The following is an 18,154-nucleotide window of genomic DNA, read 5'->3' as shown; positions in this document are numbered from 1 at the left end:
CGGGACCGAGACAGGCGCGACCGGCGAGAGCGGCGGACCCCTTGGCCGCGCCACGCCCGTGCGGGCGACGGGCGCCGCCCACCGGCGGGGCGTGTTCCGCGTCGGCGACCTCGTGCAGCTGACCGACCCCAAGGGACGGCACTCGACGATCCCCCTGGTCGAGGGCAAGGACTACCACACCCACCGCGGGCACTTCCCGCACGACGAGCTCATCGGGGCGCCCGAGGGCACCGTGGTGACGACCACCGGCGGCACCGAGTACCTCGCGCTGCGCCCGCTGCTCTCCGACTTCGTGCTCTCGATGCCGCGCGGCGCCACGGTCGTCTACCCGAAGGACGCCGGCCAGATCGTCGGGATGGCCGACATCTTCCCCGGCGCCCGCGTGCTCGAGGCCGGCGCCGGGTCAGGCGCGCTCTCGTGCTCGCTGCTTCGGGCCGTCGGCGACACCGGCCGGCTCATCTCCTACGAGCGGCGGCCCGAGTTCGCCGAGATCGCGGCGCGCAACGTCGAGGCGTTCTTCGGCGAGGGGCACCCGGCGTGGAGCCTGGTCGTGGGAGATCTGGTCGAGCAGGTGGAGGCGGAGCTGGCCGCGGGTCCTGTCGAGCCCGTCGACCGCGTCGTGCTCGACATGCTCGCGCCCTGGGAGTGCCTCGACACCGTGTCGAAGGTCCTCGCGCCCGGCGGGGTGCTGTGCTGCTACGTCGCGACGACCACCCAGCTGTCGAAGACCACCGAGGCGATGCGCGCGGCCGGCGTCTACACCGAACCCAGCGCCTGGGAGTCGATGGTGCGCGGCTGGCACCTCGAGGGGCTCGCCGTGCGCCCCGAGCACCGGATGGTCGGGCACACCGGCTTCCTGGTGACCACCCGCCGGATGGCCGACGGCGTCGTGCCGCCGGTGCGCCGGCGCCGCCCGTCCAAGGGCGCACAGGCCCTCGCCGAGGCCGCCGGCGAGGCCGCCGGCGAGGCCGCCGGCCCGGCCGCCGCTCCGGCCGCCACTCCCGGAGGAGGAGTTCAGGAGTAGCGGTGTCGCCCCCCGCGGGTAGGGTCGGGATCGTCGGGTCCGGCCCTACGCGCGGACCCAACGGCTGTGGAGGTGAGCGCTCGTGTCCAACCCCCTCGAGCCGCGTGGCTCGTTCTCGAGCGGTGCTGGCTCTGACGACGTCTGGGCGCGGCTGTCCGCGGCCCAGCAGCAGAACGAGCGTCTCGTCGCGACCCTGCGCGAGGCACGCAACCAGATCGTCGCGCTCAAGGAGGAGGTCGACCGGCTGGCCCAGCCGCCGGCCGGCTTCGGCACCTTCCTCGAGACCGTCGACGAGGGCACCGTCGACATCATGAGCAGCGGGCGCAAGATGCGCGTGTCCGTCAGCCCCGACGTCGAGCTCACCGAGCTGCGCCGGGGCCAGGAGGTCCTGCTCAACGAGGCGATGAACGTCGTCGCGGCCCTCGGGTTCGAGTCGGTCGGCGAGATCGTGCTGCTCAAGGAGGTGCTCGCCGACGGCGAGCGCGCGCTGGTCATCGGGCGCACCGACGAGGAGCGCGTGGTCCGGCTGGCCGAGCCGCTGCGCGACGTGCCGATCCGGGCCGGCGACTCGCTGCTGCTCGAGTCGCGCACCGGCTACGTCTACGAGCGGGTGCCGAAGTCCGAGGTCGAGGAGCTCGTGCTCGAGGAGGTCCCCGACATCGACTACTCGCTCATCGGCGGCCTGCGCGGCCAGATCGAGCAGATCCGCGACGCGGTCGAGCTGCCCTACCTCCACGCCGACCTGTTCCGCGAGCACAAGCTGCGCCCGCCCAAGGGCGTCCTGCTCTACGGCCCTCCCGGCTGCGGCAAGACGATGATCGCCAAGGCGGTCGCCAACTCGCTGGCCAAGAAGGTCGCCGAGGTGACCGGCCAGCCCCAGGGGAAGAGCTTCTTCCTCAACATCAAGGGCCCGGAGCTGCTCAACAAGTACGTCGGCGAGACCGAGCGCCACATCCGGCTGGTCTTCCAGCGGGCGCGCGAGAAGGCCTCCGAGGGCGTGCCCGTCATCGTGTTCTTCGACGAGATGGACTCGCTGTTCCGCACCCGCGGCTCCGGCGTCAGCTCCGACGTCGAGAACACCATCGTCCCGCAGCTGCTCTCCGAGATCGACGGCGTCGAGGGCCTCGAGAACGTCATCGTCATCGGCGCCTCGAACCGCGAGGACATGATCGACCCGGCGATCCTGCGGCCCGGCCGCCTCGACGTGAAGATCAAGATCGAGCGGCCCGACGCCGAGTCGGCGCGCGACATCTTCTCGAAGTACATCACCCCCGACCTGCCCCTCCACTCCGAGGACCTCGCCGAGTTCGGGGGCAGCCGCGAGGCCACGGTGGCCGGGATGATCCAGCGCACGGTCGAGCGGATGTACGCCGAGGTCGAGGAGAACCGCTACCTCGAGGTCACCTACGCCAACGGCGACAAGGAGGTCCTCTACTTCAAGGACTTCAACTCCGGCGCCATGATCCAGAACGTCGTGGACCGCGCCAAGAAGATGGCGATCAAGGACCTGCTCGAGTTCGGCGTGCGGGGCCTGCGCATGAACCACCTGCTCAACGCGATCGTCGACGAGTTCAAGGAGAACGAGGACCTGCCCAACACGACCAACCCCGACGACTGGGCGCGGATCTCGGGCAAGAAGGGCGAGCGGATCGTCTACATCCGCACGCTGGTCACGGGCAAGCAGGGCAGCGAGGCCGGCCGCTCGATCGACACGGTCGCCAACACCGGGCAGTACCTCTAGCCATGGCGCTCTCGCTCTACTCCACGGTGCTCAACACCGGGGACCTGCGCCGCTCCTACGAGTTCTGGCACGGCCTGCTCGGGGCCACGCCGCGCGACGCCGACCAGGACTTCTCGGAGTTCCTCGCGCACGGCTGGGTGACGCTGGTGCTGCCCGGCGGCGGCCGGCTCGCGCTGCAGGCGGGGGCGCTCGCCCCCGTCGAGCGCGACCAGCCGATCCACCTCGACCTCGTGGCCGACGACCGCGCGGCCGAGGTGGCAAGGGCCGTGTCGCTGGGCGCCTCGGAGGTGGGCGACTGGCCCTACCCCGACGACGCCGACTACACCGTCCTGCGCGACCCCGACGGGCACCTGTTCTGCGTCGTCGACGAGTAGGGCGCCGTCCCGAGCCCGTCCCGTCAGTGAGCGTGGACCGTGCCGTCGGCGTGCCGGTGCTCGTGCACCTGGGCCCGCGCCGAGGGCCGCACCTCGAGCTCGCCGAGCAGGTCCCTCGTCGCGTCCGCGACGGCGGCCACGGCCCGGTCGAACACCTCGGCGTTCGAGCGTCCCGGCGCCCGGAAGCCGCTGATCTTGCGCACGTACTGCAGCGCAGCGGCTTGGATGTCGTCGTCGGTCGGGTCGTCGACGTACGGCGCGCGCAGAGTCTTGATGCTTCGGCACATGCGCCGACCGTAGCGCCGGGGACGGGAGCGCGACAGCACCGGCGGCCGAGTGCGCTCCGGCGACGGGTCGTCCCGCGCCTGCGCCGGATCGCGCCTAGGCTCGGTGCATGACCGCGCGCAGGGTGATGGGCACCGAGACCGAGTTCGGCGTGAGCCTGCCCGGTGCTCCGGGGGCCAACGCGACCCTGCTGTCCTCGCAGGTGGTCAACGCCTACGCCGCCTGGCTGGCCGCCGGCGGCGGCAGCCGGGCCCGCCGGGCGCGCTGGGACTTCGAGGAGGAGAACCCGCTGCGCGACGCGCGGGGCTTCGACCTCGCGCGCGAGAGCGCCGACCCCTCCCAGCTCACCGACGAGGACGCCGGGCTGGCCAACCTCATCCTGCCGAACGGCGCGCGCTTCTACGTCGACCACGCCCATCCGGAGTACTCCTCGCCGGAGACGACCACGCCGCGCGCGGCGGTGCTGTGGGACAAGGCGGGCGAGCGGGTGGCCGAGCGCGCAGCCAGGCTCGCGGCGGGCCTCCCGGGCGGCGCTGCGGTGACGCTCTACAAGAACAACACCGACAACAAGGGCGCCTCCTACGGCTCCCACGAGAACTACCTGATGGCCCGCTCGACCCCGTTCGCCTCGATCGTGCGCCAGCTCACGCCGTTCTTCGTCACCCGACAGGTCGTCGCGGGCGCGGGACGGGTCGGCATCGGGCAGGACGGGCGGCGCGAGGGCTTCCAGGTCAGCCAGCGGGCCGACTTCTTCGAGGTCGAGGTCGGGCTCGAGACCACGCTCAAGCGCCCGATCATCAACACGCGCGACGAGCCGCACGCCGTTGCCGACAAGTACCGCCGGCTCCACGTGATCATCGGCGACGCCAACATGTCCGAGGTCTCGAACCTGCTCAAGCTCGGCACCACGGCGCTCGTGCTCGAGATGATCGAGCAGGGCGTGCTGCAGGACCTCGACCTGCCGGTGGCCAAGCCGGTGGCCGAGCTGCACGCCGTCTCGCACGACCCGTCGCTCACCCACCTCGTACGCCTGGCGTCCGGGCGCCGGCTCACCGCCGTGCACCTGCAGATGGAGTACTTCGAGCAGGCCCGCAAGTTCGTCGAGGACCGCTACGGCTCCGACGCCGACCCCGACACCGTCGAGGTGCTCGACCGGTGGGAGTCGGTGCTGACGCGGCTCGAGGCCGAGCCGATGTCGCTCTCCCGCGAGCTCGACTGGGTCGCCAAGCTGGCGATCCTCGAGGGCTACCGGTCCCGCGACGGGCTCTCGTGGGGAGCGCCGCGGCTCGAGGCGGTCGACCTGCAGTACTCCGACGTCCGGCAGGACCGCGGGCTCTACAACGTGCTCGTGGCCAAGGGACGCTTCGAGCGCCTGCTCGACGACGCCCAGGTGCTCGAGGCCTCGCACGAGCCGCCCGAGGACACCCGCGCGTACTTCCGCGGGCGCTGCATCGAGAAGTACCCCGACGCGGTCGCGGCAGCGTCCTGGGACTCGGTGGTCTTCGACCTGCCGGGCCGAACCTCGCTGCAGCGGGTGCCGACGCTCGAGCCGCTGCGCGGCACCCGGGCGCACGTCGGCGACCTGCTCGACCGGTGCGACACGGCCGAGGAGCTGGTGGAGGCCCTCACCGGCGGGTGAGCGTCGGTCGGGGTCTATAGGGTCGGGGCAGACGAGCGCACAGGAGGCGACGGTGGCCAGCAGGGAGACCGGCGGGCAGCGGCAGGAGTCCGCCCGCACGAGCGACGAGCAGGTCGACGAGGAGCAGGCGCAGGCCTCGGGCGACGTGGCCGAGCGCAAGGCGCAGCTCGACGACGACATCGACGCGATCCTCGACGAGATCGACGAGGTCGTGGAGACCAACGCCGAGGACTTCGTGCGCGGCTTCGTCCAGAAGGGCGGGGAGTGAGTGAGCGACCCGCTCGCGACCGGCGGCCTGCCGGCGGCGTTCCGCACGCCCGGCAGCTCCTCGTTCACCGACTTCCTGGGCTCCTACGCCCCTGACCTGCTGCCCGGCCGGCGGCCGGCGCTGCCGACCGCCGCGACGGGCGAGAGCCCCCACGCGACGACCATCGTGGCCATCACCTTCGACGGCGGCGTGGTCATGGCTGGCGACCGCCGCGACGGGCGAGAGCCCCCACGCGACGACCATCGTGGCCATCACCTTCGACGGCGGCGTGGTCATGGCTGGCGACCGGCGCGCGACCATGGGCAACCTGATCGCCTCGCGCGACATCGAGAAGGTCTTCCACGCCGACGAGTTCTCCGCGGTCGGCATCGCGGGGGCCGCCGGGCTGGCCGTCGAGATGGTGCGCCTGTTCCAGGTCGAGCTCGAGCACTACGAGAAGCTCGAGGGCACGACGCTCTCGCTCGAGGGCAAGGCCAACCGGCTCGCGACCATGATCCGAGGCAACCTCGGCCTGGCCATGCAGGGCCTGGCGGTCGTGCCGCTGTTCGCGGGCTACGACCCCGAGTCCGAGCAGGGGCGCATCTTCAGCTACGACGTCACGGGCGGGCGCTACGAGGAGACGCGCTACCACTCGGTGGGCTCGGGCTCGCTGTTCGCCCGGGGCGCGCTCAAGAAGCTCTTCCGCGACGGTCTCAGCGCCGAGGACGCTGTCACGTGCAGCGTGCAGGCGCTCTACGACGCCGCCGACGACGACAGCGCCACCGGCGGGCCCGACCTGACCCGGCGCATCTTCCCGGTGGTCGCGGTCGTCGGCGCCGAGGGCTACCGGCGCCTGGCCGACGACGAGGTCGGCGCGGTCGTCGAGACCGTGCTCGCCGGGCGCATGGCGCGCCCCGGCGGTCCCGGCGCACCGCTGACCTGACCGCCGTCGCACCCACCCCGCCGTCCCAGAACCACCCGAGAAGGAGGCCCGAGCCCCGGTGAGCATGCCGTTCTACGTCTCGCCCGAGCAGGTCATGAAGGACAAGGCGGACTACGCCCGCAAGGGCATCGCCCGCGGGCGCAGCGTGCTCGTCCTCGCCTACGCCGACGGCATCCTCTTCGTGGCCGAGAACCCCTCGCGCGCGCTGCACAAGATCTCCGAGATCTACGACCGCATCGCGTTCGCCGCGGTCGGCAAGTACAACGAGTTCGAGAACCTGCGCATAGCAGGCGTGCGCATCGCCGACTTCCGCGGCTACGCCTACGACCGGCGCGACGTGACCGGCCGCGGGCTCGCCAACGTCTACGCCCAGACGCTCGGCACGATCTTCACGGAGACCTCGAAGCCCTACGAGGTCGAGCTGGCCGTGGCCGAGGTCGGCGAGACGCCCGACGACGACCAGATCTACCGGCTCACCTACGACGGGTCGGTCGCCGACGAACAGGGCTTCGTCGTCATGGGCGGGCAGGCCGACACCATCGCGAGCGTCCTGCAGGAGCGCTGGACCCCGGGGCTGCCGCTGCGCGACGCGCTCGGCCTCGCGGTCGAGCTGCTCGCGCGCGACCCGGCCGGCGGCGAGGCCCGCGCCTTGACACCGGGCCAGCTCGAGGTCGCGGTGCTCGACCGCGGCCGGCCGCGGCGCAAGTTCCGCCGCCTGGCCGGCACGGCGCTGGCCGCGCTGCTCGACGGCGAGGTCGCCGACGTGTCGCTGGCCCCTGACGACCCGGCCCTGCGCGAGGTCCCCGGCCCGACGAAGCTGGCCGGCGGGGGCCACGAGCCCGCAGGACCGACGCCCGAGGGCTGACCGGCTCGGCTGCCGGGCCGCGCAGAGCGGGCGGCCCGCGCAGGTGCGAGAGCCGGCGAGGAGGGGAACGAGTCGGGGGAGACGACCCCGTCGGACCCGGAGGTGCGCGATGCCCGGTCGCAAGGAGCTGCCCTCGACGCTCGCCCGCTCGCCGGAGAAGGCCCAGGACACCTGGGTCGAGACCCACGACTCGGCGGTCGAGACCTACGGCGAGGGCGAGCGCGCCCACCGCACCGCGTTCTCGGCGGTGAAGCACTCGTTCGAGAAGGTCGGCGACCACTGGGAGCCGAAGGACCAGCGCGGGCCCAGCGACGCGCAGGCGGCGAAGAAGGCGTCGGAGACCTCCTCGGCCACCGGGCCCACCAAGGGCGGGGTGGACGCGAACGCCAGCAAGGAGCACCTCCTGCAGGTCGCGCGGCGCCTCGAGGTCAAGGGCCGCTCGCGCATGACCAAGGACGAGCTGGTCGACGCGATCGGCAAGGCCAACGACAGGGCGACGGCGAAGGCGCGGAAGGGCTGAGCTCCCGCGCCTGCGCCGTGGACCCCCGGTGCGGACCGGGTCTCAGAGCTCGGCGGGCCGGGCCTCGTGGCCCGGGAGCCCGTGCGTACGCCGGTCCTCCTTCATCTCCGCCTCGTAGACGTGCCGGCGCCCGCCGGTGAGCGCCTCGCGCACGTCGCGCTCGAGCCCGCGGAACGTCGACCAGTAGCCGTCGTCGTAGTCCTCGACGATCTGGAACGTCCAGCGGCCCTTGAGCACGTTGCGGCCGACTAGCTCGGTCTCGACGCGCTCGGCGAGCTCGACGTGGCCGGCCGCGCGCAGCTGCTCCGCCGCGTCGCCCGCCTTGATGTCGGCCTCGCCGGTGAGCTGGTGGAAGTCGAAGAGCCGCCCGCGGGCGCGCTCGACGGTCTCGAGCGCCTCGGTCAGCCGGCCGACCGCAGCGACCGTGGCGTCGTCGAGGCCCTCAGGGCGCACGTGGTCCTCGAGCATGCGCTCGGTGACGGGCACGCTGCCGTCCGGCGGCCCGTCGAGGGTGGTGCGCGTGGCGCTGGCCACGCTGGTGGTGGTGTCTGTCGGGGAGTCGCTGCTCATGCCGGCGGGCCTACCCGCCGGCGACGGTCTCACAACCGCTCGGCCGCCACGGGCTCCACCTGGGCCAGCAGCTCGGCCGGCGGCACGGGGCGGCCGAACAGGTAGCCCTGGCCCTCGCCGCAGCCCAGCGACGCGAGCAGCAGCGCCTGGTGCTCGTCCTCGACGCCCTCGGCGACGACGGCCAGCCCGAGCGCGCTGGCCATCGCGGTGATCGCCGCGACCAGGGGCGCCGAGCGGGTGGTGGGCCCGATCGGCGACACGAAGGACCGGTCGATCTTGAGGATGTCGATGGGGAGGGCGTCGAGCCGGCTCAGGCTCGAGTAGCCGGTGCCGAAGTCGTCGATCGCGATGCGTACGCCGTGGCCCCGCAGGTGCTCCAGGGTCCGCTGCGCCTGCTCGCCCGGCCCCGAGAGCGTGCTCTCGGTGATCTCGAGCACGAGCGCGTCGGCCGGGAGGCCGGAGCGCTCCAGCGCCTCGTGCACCTGCTCGGCGTAGCACTCGTCGTCGAGCTCGCGGGCCGAGACGTTGACGGTGACCTTGAGCGGCCGGCCCTCGGAGCGGTCCCAGGCCGCCGCGTGCTCGCACGCCTCGAACAGCACGTGCCGCCCGATCTCCCGGATGAGCCCGCTGCTCTCGGCGAACGGGATGAACTCGAGCGGCGGGACGGTGCCGCGCTCCGGGTGGATCCAGCGCACCAGCGCCTCGGCGCCGGTGACGCAGGGAACCGGCCCGCCGAGGTCGACGATCGGCTGGAAGTAGACGTGCAGCTCGCCGCCGACGAGCGCGCGGCGCAGCTCCTCGGCGGCGGCCCGGTCTCCGGCCTGGTGCACGGTGCGGTCCCGGCCCGAGCGCTTGGCCTCGTAGAGCGCGACGTCGGCGCGGTTGACCAGGATGGAGGCGGAGTCGCCGGGCTCCCACTCGGCCAGCCCGGCCGAGGCGGTGCGGCCCTCGGGCAGTGCGCGGCGCAGCTCGTCGACGATGACGGTGGCGCGGTCGCTCGGACAGCTGGGCAGCAGCAGCGCGAACTCGTCGCCGCCGAAGCGTGCGAGCACCTGGCCCGGCCGCAGCAGCGGCCCCCACGCCTTGGCGACCGCGCGCAGCAGGCGGTCACCGGCACCGGAGCCGTCGCGCTCGTTGACGTGGCGGAAGTGGTCGAGGTCGATCAGCGCGACGAGCAGGGTGCTCTGCGTACGCTCCGCCGCCGTCATCGCGTCGCCGAGCAGCCGGTCGAAGCCGCGCCGGTTCGGCAGCCGAGTCAGGACGTCGAACTCCGCCGCTGACGCGGCGTTGGCGAGGTACCCGGTGACGGTGGCGACTGCGAGCACCACGCCGACGAGCATGACGCCCTGGCCGGCCGACGCCTTGCCGGTCGTGATCAGGGCGCCCGCGCCGGCACCGACCGCGCACGTCGTGTGCGCGGTCGCGACCGGCCACGAGTAGAAGAAGAAGGTGTCGACGGCGATGAAGACGTAGAGGCTCGCGTAGGCCAGCGAGGCCCCGCCACCACCCGCGGCGAGCACGCTCACGGTGATGATCAGCGAGCCGCTGCACACCGCCAGGTGGTGCGCCCAGACCGGGATGTGCCGGCCCACGGCGACCAGCCCGACCGCGGCAGCGACCGCGACGACCGCCAGGAGCTGCAGCAGCCCGACGTGGGTCACCGACGGCTGGGGGAACAGCAGGGCGATCAGCGAGACGAGGCCGCCGCTGCCGAACAGCGCACCGGTGACGAGCGAGACCTTCAGCGGGGTGGCGTTGGTGGGCGTCGGGCGCAGGAGCTCGGCGAGCCGCTCGAGCCGCTCCGGGCCGAGGGCGCGGCGCAGCGCTGCAGGGCCGCGCAGGGGCACCGGGCGCACGCAGTCCTCCGCCGGCTCGCCGCCCCCAGGTCGGGGCTCTCGGGCCACTGATCGGCACCGCGGCCGGGGAGTTGAGCGCATCGGCCGCACCGCGTACCCGAGGCGGTGTGTATAGGCTCTTGACGAGGGCGTGGCACTGCACGGCGCGGCAGACGGGACACGATCATCGACCGGCGGATCTTCGGCATCGAGAACGAGTACGGCGTCACGTGCACGTTCCGAGGGCAGCGCCGGCTGAGCCCCGACGAGGTCGCCCGCTACCTGTTCCGGCGCGTCGTGTCGTGGGGCCGCTCGAGCAACGTGTTCCTCGCCAACGGCGCTCGGCTCTACCTCGACGTGGGCTCCCACCCCGAGTACGCGACGCCCGAGTGCGACTCCGTGCGCGACCTGGTCGTCCACGACAAGGCGGGGGAGCGGATCCTCGAGGGGCTGCTCATCGACGCCGAGCGCCGGCTGCGCGAGGAGGGCATCGCGGGCGACGTCTACCTGTTCAAGAACAACACCGACTCGGCCGGCAACTCCTACGGCTGCCACGAGAACTACCTCGTGGGCCGGCACGGCGAGTTCTCGCGGCTGGCCGACGTGCTGATCCCGTTCCTGGTGACCCGCCAGATCGTGTGCGGCGCGGGCAAGGTGCTGCAGACCCCGCGCGGCGCCGTCTACTGCGTCTCGCAGCGCGCCGAGCACATCTGGGAGGGCGTGTCGTCGGCCACGACCCGCTCGCGCCCGATCATCAACACCCGCGACGAGCCGCACGCCGACGCCGAGCGCTACCGCCGGCTCCACGTCATCGTCGGCGACGCCAACATGAGCGAGTCGACGACCCTGCTCAAGGTGGGCTCGGCCGACCTCGTGCTCCGGATGGTCGAGGCCGGGGTCGTCATGCGCGACCTGACGCTCGAGAACCCCATCCGCGCCATCCGCGAGATCAGCCACGACATCACCGGCCGGCGGAAGGTGCGCCTGGCGAACGGGCGCGAGGCCTCCGCGCTCGAGATCCAGGAGGAGTACTTCACGCGGGCGCGCGACTTCGTGGCCCGCCGCGAGATCTCCGACCCGACCGTCGCGCGCGTGCTCGACCTGTGGGAGCGGACGCTGACCGCCGTCTCGTCCGGCGACCTCGACCTCGTCGGCCGCGAGATCGACTGGGTGATCAAGTACAAGCTGCTCGAGCGCTACCGCGCCAAGCACGACCTCGCCCTCGGCTCCGCCCGCGTCGCCCACCTCGACCTCGCCTACCACGACATCCGGCGCGGACGCGGCCTCTACTACCTGCTCGAGTCGCAGGGCGTCGTCGACCGCGAGGTCGAGGACCTCGAGGTCTTCGAGGCCAAGTCCGTGCCACCCCAGACCACCCGGGCCCGGCTGCGCGGCGAGTTCATCAAGCGCGCCCAGGAGAAGCGCCGCGACTTCACCGTCGACTGGGTGCACCTCAAGCTCAACGACCAGGCCCAGCGCACCGTCCTCTGCAAGGACCCCTTCCGCGCCGTCGACGAGCGCGTCGACAAGCTCATCGCCTCCATGTAGGGGGCGCGCTCCGCGACGTTGATCGCCCTAGCCGATCAAACTCGTGCGAGGCCGACGCAAGTTGCTCGGCCTGGCACGAGGTTCGTGGGCCTCGCACGCCTGTGGACAACCACAGCGGCTGACACACCACTTGGCAGACGATCGACCGATGTCGACACGATCGTCGGGGCAGCATTCGTCGTTGCTCGCTGGCCGGGTGTTCGCGGCGTCCGAAGCTCTCGCAGCCGGTGTCTCGCGCGACGAGATCACGCGACTCGTCCGCACCCGGCAGTGGGTCCGCCTGCGGCACGGCGTCTATGTCGACCGCGCCACCTTCGACTCGATGAGCGGCCAGGCTCAGCGCCACCGGTTGTTCGTCCAGGGCCACCTGCTGAAGCTGGGCCCCGGGGCGGTCGCGAGCCACCGCTCAGCTGCTCTGCTCTCGGGCATGTCGCTGCTCGAGGGGCCGAGCGACGTGGAGGTCACGCGTACGACCTCCACGACTCGCGTGCGCGCCGGTCTGCGCGTGCTCGACGCGCCGCTGCCCGCGCACCACGTGGCGACCGACGCCCAGGGCGTCGCGATCACCGCACCGGCGCGTACGGTGGTCGACCTCGCGCGCTACCTGCCCTTCCGCGAGGCGGTCGTTGCAGCGGACAGCGCCCTCCACCAGCGACTCGTCGCGCCGGGGGAGCTGGCGACCGCCCTCGAGTTCGTGCGCTTCTGGCGGGGCTCGCTCCGGGCGGGTCGAGTCGTCGCCGCAGCGGACGGTCGCGCCGACTCGCCCGGTGAGAGCCTGCTCCGCCTCGACCTGCACGCGCTCGGCTGGCTCGAGGCCGTGGCGCAGGCAGAGGTGCATGGCGCCTCGGGTGCGAGGTACTTCGCCGACTTCCTCCTGCCGAGCGTCCACGTGATCATCGAGTTCGACGGACGCATCAAGTACCTCGACTCGCCCCACGCCGTCTTCGACGCGGAGAAGCGGCGTGAGGACGACCTGCGGCAGATGGGGTGGGCGTTCGTCCGCATCACCTGGGCCGACCTCGGTCGCCTCGACGTCCTTCGGGAGAAGATCCGCGCGGCAGTCGCCGTTGCTCACCTGCGACGGGCGGACTGAACTGCTCCGCAGCCAGGCCTACGAACATCGCGCCAGACCCATTCAACTTGCTAGGCCTCGCACGAGTTCGATCGGCTAGGGCGATCAACGTCGGGGAGCCGCCAACGTCGCGGCGTGGGCGCCGGCGGCGGCGGGGGAGAGGAAGCAGGGCGGGTCGTCGGCGTAGCCGCGGCCCATCGACGACAGGCGTACGGGTGAGGTGGCCAGCGCTTCGGGCAGCCCGTCGCACGCCACCTCCACCAGCCGGTGCCGGGCCGCGAGCGGTGCGGCGTCGGCCACGACGCGGTCCCCGAACGACCCGCCCAGCAGCGGCACCACCACGTCGGCGCGGGCGAGGGCCACGCGGCCGTACGCGGTGAGCGAGTGGTGCGAGACGCCGCGGTGCCGCTCGCGCGGGTCCGCGGACGACACCCGCAGCGAGGCCACCGGTCGCCCGGACAGCGCCGCCACGGCGTTGACGGCCTCTCCGCAGGCGACGCCGGAGAAGCCCCAGCGGGTGTCGGTGCCGAGGTTGCCCGGCCCCTGCGTCACGACGACCACGTCGCACTCCAGCACCAGCCGCGCAGCCAGCAATCCGGTGTGCAGCGTGACGGCCTCGAGGTCGCCGCCGAAGCTCTGCCCCACGGTCACGCACCCGGCGAGCCACCCGGCCGACCGCAGCCCCGACACCGTCCGCGACAGCCACAGCGGAAGGGCCGCGCCGTCGGTCATCACGTAGCCGACGCGGAGTGACGGCGACACCGACCGCAGGCCGCAGAGGATCGCCGGCAGCGCCGAGTGCAGGTCGGCCACGACCACCGGCATCCCGTCGAGCGACTCCGCGGTGGAGAGCGCCGCGTGCCACGGGCTGTCCTGCTCGTCGACCCCGAGGACGACCGGCTGGAGCGGGGTGTAGCGCGCCTTCACCAGGTGCCCGGGCCCGGCGGGCGGCGCAGGCGCCACCGGGTCGGGCGGCAGCCGGTCGGGCAGCGCGACGACGAGCGCGGAGCCGCCGGTGCCGAGGCCGAGGGACAGCGCGGTGACGTTGAGCAGCACCCGGTCGCCGGGCACGGGCGCGCCGACGAGCGCGACGTAGGCCAGGGCGCGTACGGCGTCCCCGTCCACCTCGACCGTGACCTCGCGGGCGCCGTCCCACTCGCGGTCGACCGTCGTGACGGTGCCCTGGCGCCACTGGATCACGGGCGCCACCCTTGCAGATGGTGTCGGCTAGTGTCGCTGCGGCACAGCCATCCGGACGAGGCGAGGAGCACGCACATGGCCGAGAAGCCCGAGGTCGACTTCCCCGTCGGCGACCCGCCGGCCGACCTGGTCGTCGAGGACATCACCGTCGGCGACGGCGACGAGGCGCAGCCCGGCCAGAACGTCACCGTCCACTACGTCGGCGTGTCGTTCTCGACCGGCGAGGAGTTCGACTCGTCCTGGAACCGCGGCGACCCGTTCGTCTTCCCGCTCGGCCGCGGTCGCGTCATCGCCGGCTGGGACCAGGGCGTCGCGGGCATGAAGGTCGGCGGCCGCCGCCGCCTCACCATCCCGCCGCACCTGGGCTACGGCGACCGCGGCGCCGGCTCGGCCATCAAGCCGGGCGAGACGCTGATCTTCGTCGTCGACCTGCTCCGCGTGCGCTGACCCCGACCGCAGCACGACGAGCGAGCGAAGGACACCCGACCGCGTGGCCGGCACCCCGACACGGCAGAAGACCGAGCGCCTGCTCAACCTGCTGATCGCGCTGCTGGCCACGCGTCGTCCGCTCACCCGGCGCGAGCTGCGCCGGCTGGTCCCTGGCTACCCCGAGTCCGACGAGGCGTTCGAGCGCGGCTTCGAGCGCGACAAGGACGAGCTGCGCGAGATGGGCGTGCCCGTCGAGACCGCGAGCGTCAGCGGCTCCGAGCTGTTCGAGGACGAGGTGGGCTACCGCGTGCGCCGCGAGGCCTACGCGCTGCCCGAGGTCCGCTTCACCCCCGAGGAGATGGCCGTGCTGGCCCTCGCGGCGCGCGCCTGGCAGTCGGCGGCGCTGAGCGGGCCCGCCAGCCGGGCGCTGCTCAAGCTGCAGGCGTCCGACGCGACCACCGCCGACGTCAGCATCGCGGGCATCGAGCCGCGCGTCGGTGCCAGCGAGCCCGCGTTCCTGCCGCTGTGGCAGGCGGTCCGCGACCGCCGGCCGGTCCGCTTCGACTACCGCAGCAGCCGCGCCGGAGCATCCGCCACGCGGGCCGTCGAGCCCTGGGGCGTCGTGTCGCGCGCCGGCCGGTGGTACCTCGTGGGCTTCGACCGCGACCGGCAGGACACCCGGGTGTTCCGCCTGAGCCGCATCGCCGGCCAGGTCAAGCCGTTCGGCCGCGCCGGCGAGGTGAGCGCACCGGCCGACGTCGACCTGCGCGCCGCCGTCGAGGCGGTCGCGCCGCGCACGCAGGAGGGCACCGCACGCGTACGCCTGCGGTCCGGTTCCGGCGGGTGGCTGCGGCGCGCGGCCACCGCGGTCGAGCCCGGTGAGGGCTTCGACGTGGTGGAGGTCGCCTACGCCGACCTCGGCCTGCTCGCCGACGACATCGCCGCGCTCGGCACCGCGGCCACGGCGCTCGAGCCGCCCGAGCTGCGCGCCGAGGTCGAGCGCCGGCTGCGCCAGGCGCTCGAGGCCCACGAGGTGGCCCGGTGAGGAACGGAGCCTCCGACCGGCTCGCCCGGCTGCTCGCGCTGGTGCCCTACCTGCTGGCCCGCCCCGGCGCGCGCGTCACCGAGGTGGCGGCCGCCTTCGGCATCGACGAGGAGCGGCTCGTCGACGACCTGCAGCTGCTGTTCGTCTGCGGGCTGCCCGGCCACATGCCCGACGACCTGATCGAGGCCAGCTTCGAGGGCGGGGTCATCCACGTCGGCAACGCCGACGCCATCGCGCGTCCCCTGCGGCTCGGGGCCGACGAGGCGCTCGCCCTGCTCGTCGGCCTCCGGGCGCTCGCCACCGTGCCCGACCTGCTGCCCGGCGAGCTCGGCCGCGACGCGCTCGACCGCACGACGGCCAAGCTGGAGGCCGCCGCGGGCGACGCCGCCTCGGCCGCCCGGGGCGTCGAGGTCGCCGACGCGCCGGGCGACCCGGCCGCGCTGCCGCTGGTGCGCGAGGCGCTCGCGGAGGGCCGGCGCCTGCACCTGCGCTACTGGAGCGCCGGGCGCGACGAGGTCACCGAGCGCGACGTCGACCCGATGCGCCTGCTCGTGGTGGAAGGCCGTCCCTACCTCGAGGGGTGGTGCCGGCGGGTCGACGACGTGCGCCTGTTCCGCCTCGACCGCGTCGAGCGCGCCGAGGTCCTCGACGTCGCTGCCGAGGTGCCGGCGACCGCGCAGCCGCGCGAGCTCGACGCCGGGCTCTGGCAGCCCGGTGAGTCCGACGTCACGGTCACCCTCGAGCTCGAGCCGGGCGGCCGCTGGGTGTCGGAGTACTACCCGTGCGAGCGCGTCGAGGAGCTGGGCGAGGGCCGGCTGCGCGTCGAGCTCCGCACGCCGCAGACCGGCTGGGTCGCCCGGCTCGCCCTGCGCTTGGCCGGTGCCGGGCGCGTCGTCGCCCCGCCGGAGCTGGTCGCCGAGGTGCACGCCTCGGCGGCGGAGGCGCTCGCCTCCTACTCCTGAGGCCGGGTCGCTCCTCGGAGCCCGTACGCCTGAACGGGTGGTGGTGCTCGCCCGACGTGTCAAGCCGCAGGCCGGACCGTCCGAAGCCCCTGTCATCACCGACACACCACGGGTCGGGGCGGACGGGGAGGACCCACCATGACGACGATCAAGGCTTCGTGCCCCATGTGCGGCGACGTCGAGCTCAAGCCGGCCCAGCTGCGCCTCGTGGTCTGCTCGCGCTCCGAGTGGTCGTACTACGCCTTCACCTGCCCCACCTGCTCCGACGAGGTCCGCAAGCCGGCCGACGAGGAGATCGTCGCGCTGCTGGTCTCGGGCGGGGTCGCGGCCGAGCGCTGGCACGTGCCGGCCGAGGTGCTCGAGGAGAAGACCGGCGGGGCGATCTCCTACGACGACGTCCTCGACTTCGTGCTCAACCTCGACCGCATCGACGCCGAGGCCCACGCGCTGTTCGGCTGAGGCCGCCCGGGTGGCCGCACGGCCGTTGCCGAATCGTCACCCGACCGACGCGCGCGAGGTTGGCTCGAGTCGTCGCGGTGCCCATACTCGGGGCGTACGATCCAGAGGTCGGTGTCACTGTCGAGCTGAGTAGGACCTTGTCGCATGCGCAACATCGGGGCACCCGAGATCATCGCCATCCTCCTGGTCGTCGTCCTGCTCTTCGGCGCCAAGCGGCTTCCTGACACCGCGCGCGGCCTGGGCCGCTCGCTGCGCATCTTCAAGGCCGAGACCAAGGGCCTGCGCGACGACGACAAGGCCGACGAGGAGACCGTCGTCACCACCCAGCAGGTGACGCCCTCCCCGCGGCCCATCGAGAGCCCGGCCCCGACGGTCACGCGCGTGACGCACACCACCCAGCACTCGTCGGACGTCTCCGAGCGCTGATCCCGCACACCTGTCCCACGTCCTCCACCGAGCGCTGAGGGCTGCCTAGACCGTGGCTGGTGTGAACGAGGCGATCCCGATCCCGCGCAACCGCCGACGCCCCCGCGTACCCGTGCCGCCCCTGCGCCGCAAGCGCCGCCGGCGCTCGCCCGACGGCGCGATGACGCTGGTCGAGCACCTGCGCGAGCTGCGCGCGCGTCTGGTCAAGTCCTTCGCGGCGGCGATCCCCGGCGTCGTCGTCGGCCTGGTCTTCTACAAGCGCATCTCTGCGTTCCTCGTGCAGCCGTTCTGCGACGCCCACATCCGCGGGTTCGGCCAGACCAGCTGCCCGGCGCTGGTGCAGAACGGCATCACCGCGCCGTTCAACACGGCGCTCTCCGTGGCCGCGATGACCGGCATCCTGCTGGCCGCGCCGGTGTGGCTCTACCAGCTGTGGGCCTTCGTGACGCCCGGGCTGCACACCAACGAGCGCCGCTGGTCGATCGCCTTCCTCTCGACCGCGATCCCGCTGTTCTTCTCCGGCGCCGTCGTCGCCTACCTGATCCTGCCGAAGGCGATCTCGGTCCTGCTGAGCTTCACGCTGACCGACGCCTCGAACCTGGTCGAGGTCGGCGACTACCTCAACATCCTCATCCGGATGATCCTGGTCTTCGGGCTGGCGTTCGAGATGCCGGTGTTCATCGCCATGCTCAACGTCGCGGGCGTGCTCTCGGCCCGCAACCTGCTGCGCTCGTGGCGCTACACCACCTTCGGCATCTTCGTCTTCGCCGCCGTCGCCACCCCGACCGGTGACCCCTTCACCATGCTGACGCTCGCCCTGCCGATGGTGGTGCTCTTCCTCGCGGCCTACCTGTTCTGCGTCTGGAACGACCGCCGCCGCGCCGCCCGCGGCACCGACTACGACCAGTTCGACGACGACGAGGCCTCGCCGCTCGACTACACCTGAGCCGGGCGCCGGGCGGGCGGCGCG

At 73.0% G+C, this 18,154-nt stretch carries 19 protein-coding genes and 1 pseudogene; 16 read left to right on the top strand and 4 right to left on the bottom strand.

What is annotated here, in order from left to right; genetic code table 11:
* The first annotated feature begins 58 nt into the window (after positions 1-58).
* The 3 genes and pseudogenes from CLV35_RS18925 to CLV35_RS18915 all read left to right on the top strand — a co-directional run bounded on the left by CLV35_RS18925 (position 59) and on the right by CLV35_RS18915 (position 3,139).
* Positions 59-1,024, top strand: a complete 966-nt coding sequence (locus tag CLV35_RS18925; protein WP_121195199.1) for a tRNA (adenine-N1)-methyltransferase — start codon at positions 59-61, stop codon at positions 1,022-1,024.
* Positions 1,025-1,175: 151 nt separating this feature from the next.
* A pseudogene (gene arc / locus CLV35_RS18920) lies at positions 1,176-2,765 on the top strand (proteasome ATPase); the annotation flags it as partial.
* Positions 2,766-2,767: 2 nt separating this feature from the next.
* On the top strand, positions 2,768-3,139 hold the full coding sequence (locus tag CLV35_RS18915) for a VOC family protein (RefSeq protein ID WP_121195074.1): 372 nt from the start codon (positions 2,768-2,770) through the stop codon (positions 3,137-3,139).
* Between the two features lie 23 nt (positions 3,140-3,162).
* On the opposite strand, the gene CLV35_RS18910 is transcribed toward CLV35_RS18915, so the two are convergent.
* Positions 3,163-3,426 carry a DUF2277 domain-containing protein gene (locus tag CLV35_RS18910; protein WP_121195198.1) on the bottom strand — a complete coding sequence of 88 codons (264 nt, stop codon included), beginning with the start codon at positions 3,424-3,426 and terminating at the stop codon, positions 3,163-3,165.
* A 107-nt stretch (positions 3,427-3,533) separates the two neighbouring features.
* On the opposite strand from CLV35_RS18910, the gene dop reads away from it, so the two are divergent.
* From dop to CLV35_RS18885, 5 genes are all read left to right on the top strand, one after another.
* Positions 3,534-5,063 carry a depupylase/deamidase Dop gene (gene dop, locus CLV35_RS18905; RefSeq protein ID WP_121195073.1) on the top strand — a complete coding sequence of 510 codons (1,530 nt, stop codon included), beginning with the start codon at positions 3,534-3,536 and terminating at the stop codon, positions 5,061-5,063.
* 52 nt (positions 5,064-5,115) lie between these two features.
* Complete coding sequence (locus tag CLV35_RS18900) at positions 5,116-5,331, top strand: ubiquitin-like protein Pup (protein WP_121195072.1); 216 nt, start codon at positions 5,116-5,118, stop codon at positions 5,329-5,331.
* Positions 5,332-5,530: 199 nt separating this feature from the next.
* Positions 5,531-6,253: a proteasome subunit beta gene (gene prcB / locus CLV35_RS18895; protein ID WP_269203941.1), complete on the top strand. Its 723-nt coding sequence runs from the start codon at positions 5,531-5,533 to the stop codon at positions 6,251-6,253.
* 58 nt (positions 6,254-6,311) lie between these two features.
* Entirely contained in the window at positions 6,312-7,118 is an 807-nt protein-coding gene (prcA, locus tag CLV35_RS18890; RefSeq protein ID WP_121195071.1) for a proteasome subunit alpha, read from the top strand.
* Between the two features lie 109 nt (positions 7,119-7,227).
* Positions 7,228-7,638, top strand: coding sequence for a ChaB family protein (locus tag CLV35_RS18885; protein WP_121195070.1), 411 nt, complete (start codon positions 7,228-7,230; stop codon positions 7,636-7,638).
* 42 nt (positions 7,639-7,680) lie between these two features.
* Here CLV35_RS18885 and CLV35_RS18880 read toward each other — a convergent pair whose 3' ends face one another.
* Together CLV35_RS18880 and CLV35_RS18875 are read right to left on the bottom strand one after the other, a co-directional pair.
* Entirely contained in the window at positions 7,681-8,106 is a 426-nt protein-coding gene (locus CLV35_RS18880; RefSeq protein WP_121195197.1) for a hypothetical protein, read from the bottom strand.
* 131 nt (positions 8,107-8,237) lie between these two features.
* Positions 8,238-10,064, bottom strand: coding sequence for a putative bifunctional diguanylate cyclase/phosphodiesterase (locus CLV35_RS18875; protein ID WP_183062080.1), 1,827 nt, complete (start codon positions 10,062-10,064; stop codon positions 8,238-8,240).
* 165 nt (positions 10,065-10,229) lie between these two features.
* Here CLV35_RS18875 and pafA point away from each other — a divergent pair, with 165 nt between their 5' ends.
* A complete protein-coding gene (pafA, locus tag CLV35_RS18870) occupies positions 10,230-11,591 on the top strand; it encodes a Pup--protein ligase (protein ID WP_121195068.1) in 1,362 nt (453 codons plus the stop codon).
* Positions 11,592-11,739: 148 nt separating this feature from the next.
* Positions 11,740-12,684: a type IV toxin-antitoxin system AbiEi family antitoxin domain-containing protein gene (locus CLV35_RS18865; protein WP_121195067.1), complete on the top strand. Its 945-nt coding sequence runs from the start codon at positions 11,740-11,742 to the stop codon at positions 12,682-12,684.
* Between the two features lie 84 nt (positions 12,685-12,768).
* On the opposite strand, the gene CLV35_RS18860 is transcribed toward CLV35_RS18865, so the two are convergent.
* Positions 12,769-13,863, bottom strand: coding sequence for a DUF3866 family protein (locus CLV35_RS18860; protein WP_121195066.1), 1,095 nt, complete (start codon positions 13,861-13,863; stop codon positions 12,769-12,771).
* Positions 13,864-13,938: 75 nt separating this feature from the next.
* Here CLV35_RS18860 and CLV35_RS18855 point away from each other — a divergent pair, with 75 nt between their 5' ends.
* From CLV35_RS18855 to tatC, 6 genes are all read left to right on the top strand, one after another.
* Positions 13,939-14,310 carry an FKBP-type peptidyl-prolyl cis-trans isomerase gene (locus CLV35_RS18855; RefSeq protein WP_121195065.1) on the top strand — a complete coding sequence of 124 codons (372 nt, stop codon included), beginning with the start codon at positions 13,939-13,941 and terminating at the stop codon, positions 14,308-14,310.
* Between the two features lie 43 nt (positions 14,311-14,353).
* Entirely contained in the window at positions 14,354-15,337 is a 984-nt protein-coding gene (locus CLV35_RS20250) for a helix-turn-helix transcriptional regulator (protein ID WP_183062079.1), read from the top strand.
* Positions 15,334-16,299, top strand: a complete 966-nt coding sequence (locus CLV35_RS20245) for a helix-turn-helix transcriptional regulator (RefSeq protein WP_183062078.1) — start codon at positions 15,334-15,336, stop codon at positions 16,297-16,299. The genes CLV35_RS20250 and CLV35_RS20245 overlap by 4 nt, the downstream gene beginning before the upstream one ends.
* Before the next feature lie 138 nt (positions 16,300-16,437).
* Positions 16,438-16,758, top strand: a complete 321-nt coding sequence (locus CLV35_RS20240; protein ID WP_183062077.1) for a hypothetical protein — start codon at positions 16,438-16,440, stop codon at positions 16,756-16,758.
* A 144-nt stretch (positions 16,759-16,902) separates the two neighbouring features.
* On the top strand, positions 16,903-17,184 hold the full coding sequence (tatA, locus tag CLV35_RS18840; RefSeq protein ID WP_121195064.1) for a Sec-independent protein translocase subunit TatA: 282 nt from the start codon (positions 16,903-16,905) through the stop codon (positions 17,182-17,184).
* Positions 17,185-17,245: 61 nt separating this feature from the next.
* The gene (tatC, locus tag CLV35_RS18835) at positions 17,246-18,130 is read left to right on the top strand and encodes a twin-arginine translocase subunit TatC (RefSeq protein ID WP_121195063.1); all 885 of its coding nucleotides are present in this window, start codon (positions 17,246-17,248) and stop codon (positions 18,128-18,130) included.
* The last annotated feature ends 24 nt before the right edge of the window (positions 18,131-18,154 follow it).

Origin of the sequence: Motilibacter peucedani, assembly GCF_003634695.1 — a bacterium.
Classification (GTDB): domain Bacteria; phylum Actinomycetota; class Actinomycetes; order Motilibacterales; family Motilibacteraceae; genus Motilibacter; species Motilibacter peucedani.
Note: the sequence above shows the minus strand (reverse complement) of the source record. Positions and strands in the feature narration are given on the sequence as shown.

Excerpts from the sequence above, each read along its gene's own strand:
- CLV35_RS18915 (WP_121195074.1), top strand. The coding sequence starts at position 2,768 with ATGGCGCTCTCGCTCTACTCCACGGTGCTCAACACCGGGGACCTGCGC.
- CLV35_RS18910 (WP_121195198.1), bottom strand. The coding sequence starts at position 3,426 with ATGTGCCGAAGCATCAAGACTCTGCGCGCGCCGTACGTCGACGACCCG.
- dop (WP_121195073.1), top strand. The coding sequence starts at position 3,534 with ATGACCGCGCGCAGGGTGATGGGCACCGAGACCGAGTTCGGCGTGAGC.
- CLV35_RS18885 (WP_121195070.1), top strand. The coding sequence starts at position 7,228 with ATGCCCGGTCGCAAGGAGCTGCCCTCGACGCTCGCCCGCTCGCCGGAG.
- CLV35_RS18880 (WP_121195197.1), bottom strand. The coding sequence starts at position 8,106 with ATGCTCGAGGACCACGTGCGCCCTGAGGGCCTCGACGACGCCACGGTC.
- CLV35_RS18865 (WP_121195067.1), top strand. The coding sequence starts at position 11,740 with ATGTCGACACGATCGTCGGGGCAGCATTCGTCGTTGCTCGCTGGCCGG.
- CLV35_RS18855 (WP_121195065.1), top strand. The coding sequence starts at position 13,939 with ATGGCCGAGAAGCCCGAGGTCGACTTCCCCGTCGGCGACCCGCCGGCC.
- CLV35_RS20240 (WP_183062077.1), top strand. The coding sequence starts at position 16,438 with ATGACGACGATCAAGGCTTCGTGCCCCATGTGCGGCGACGTCGAGCTC.
- tatA (WP_121195064.1), top strand. The coding sequence starts at position 16,903 with ATGCGCAACATCGGGGCACCCGAGATCATCGCCATCCTCCTGGTCGTC.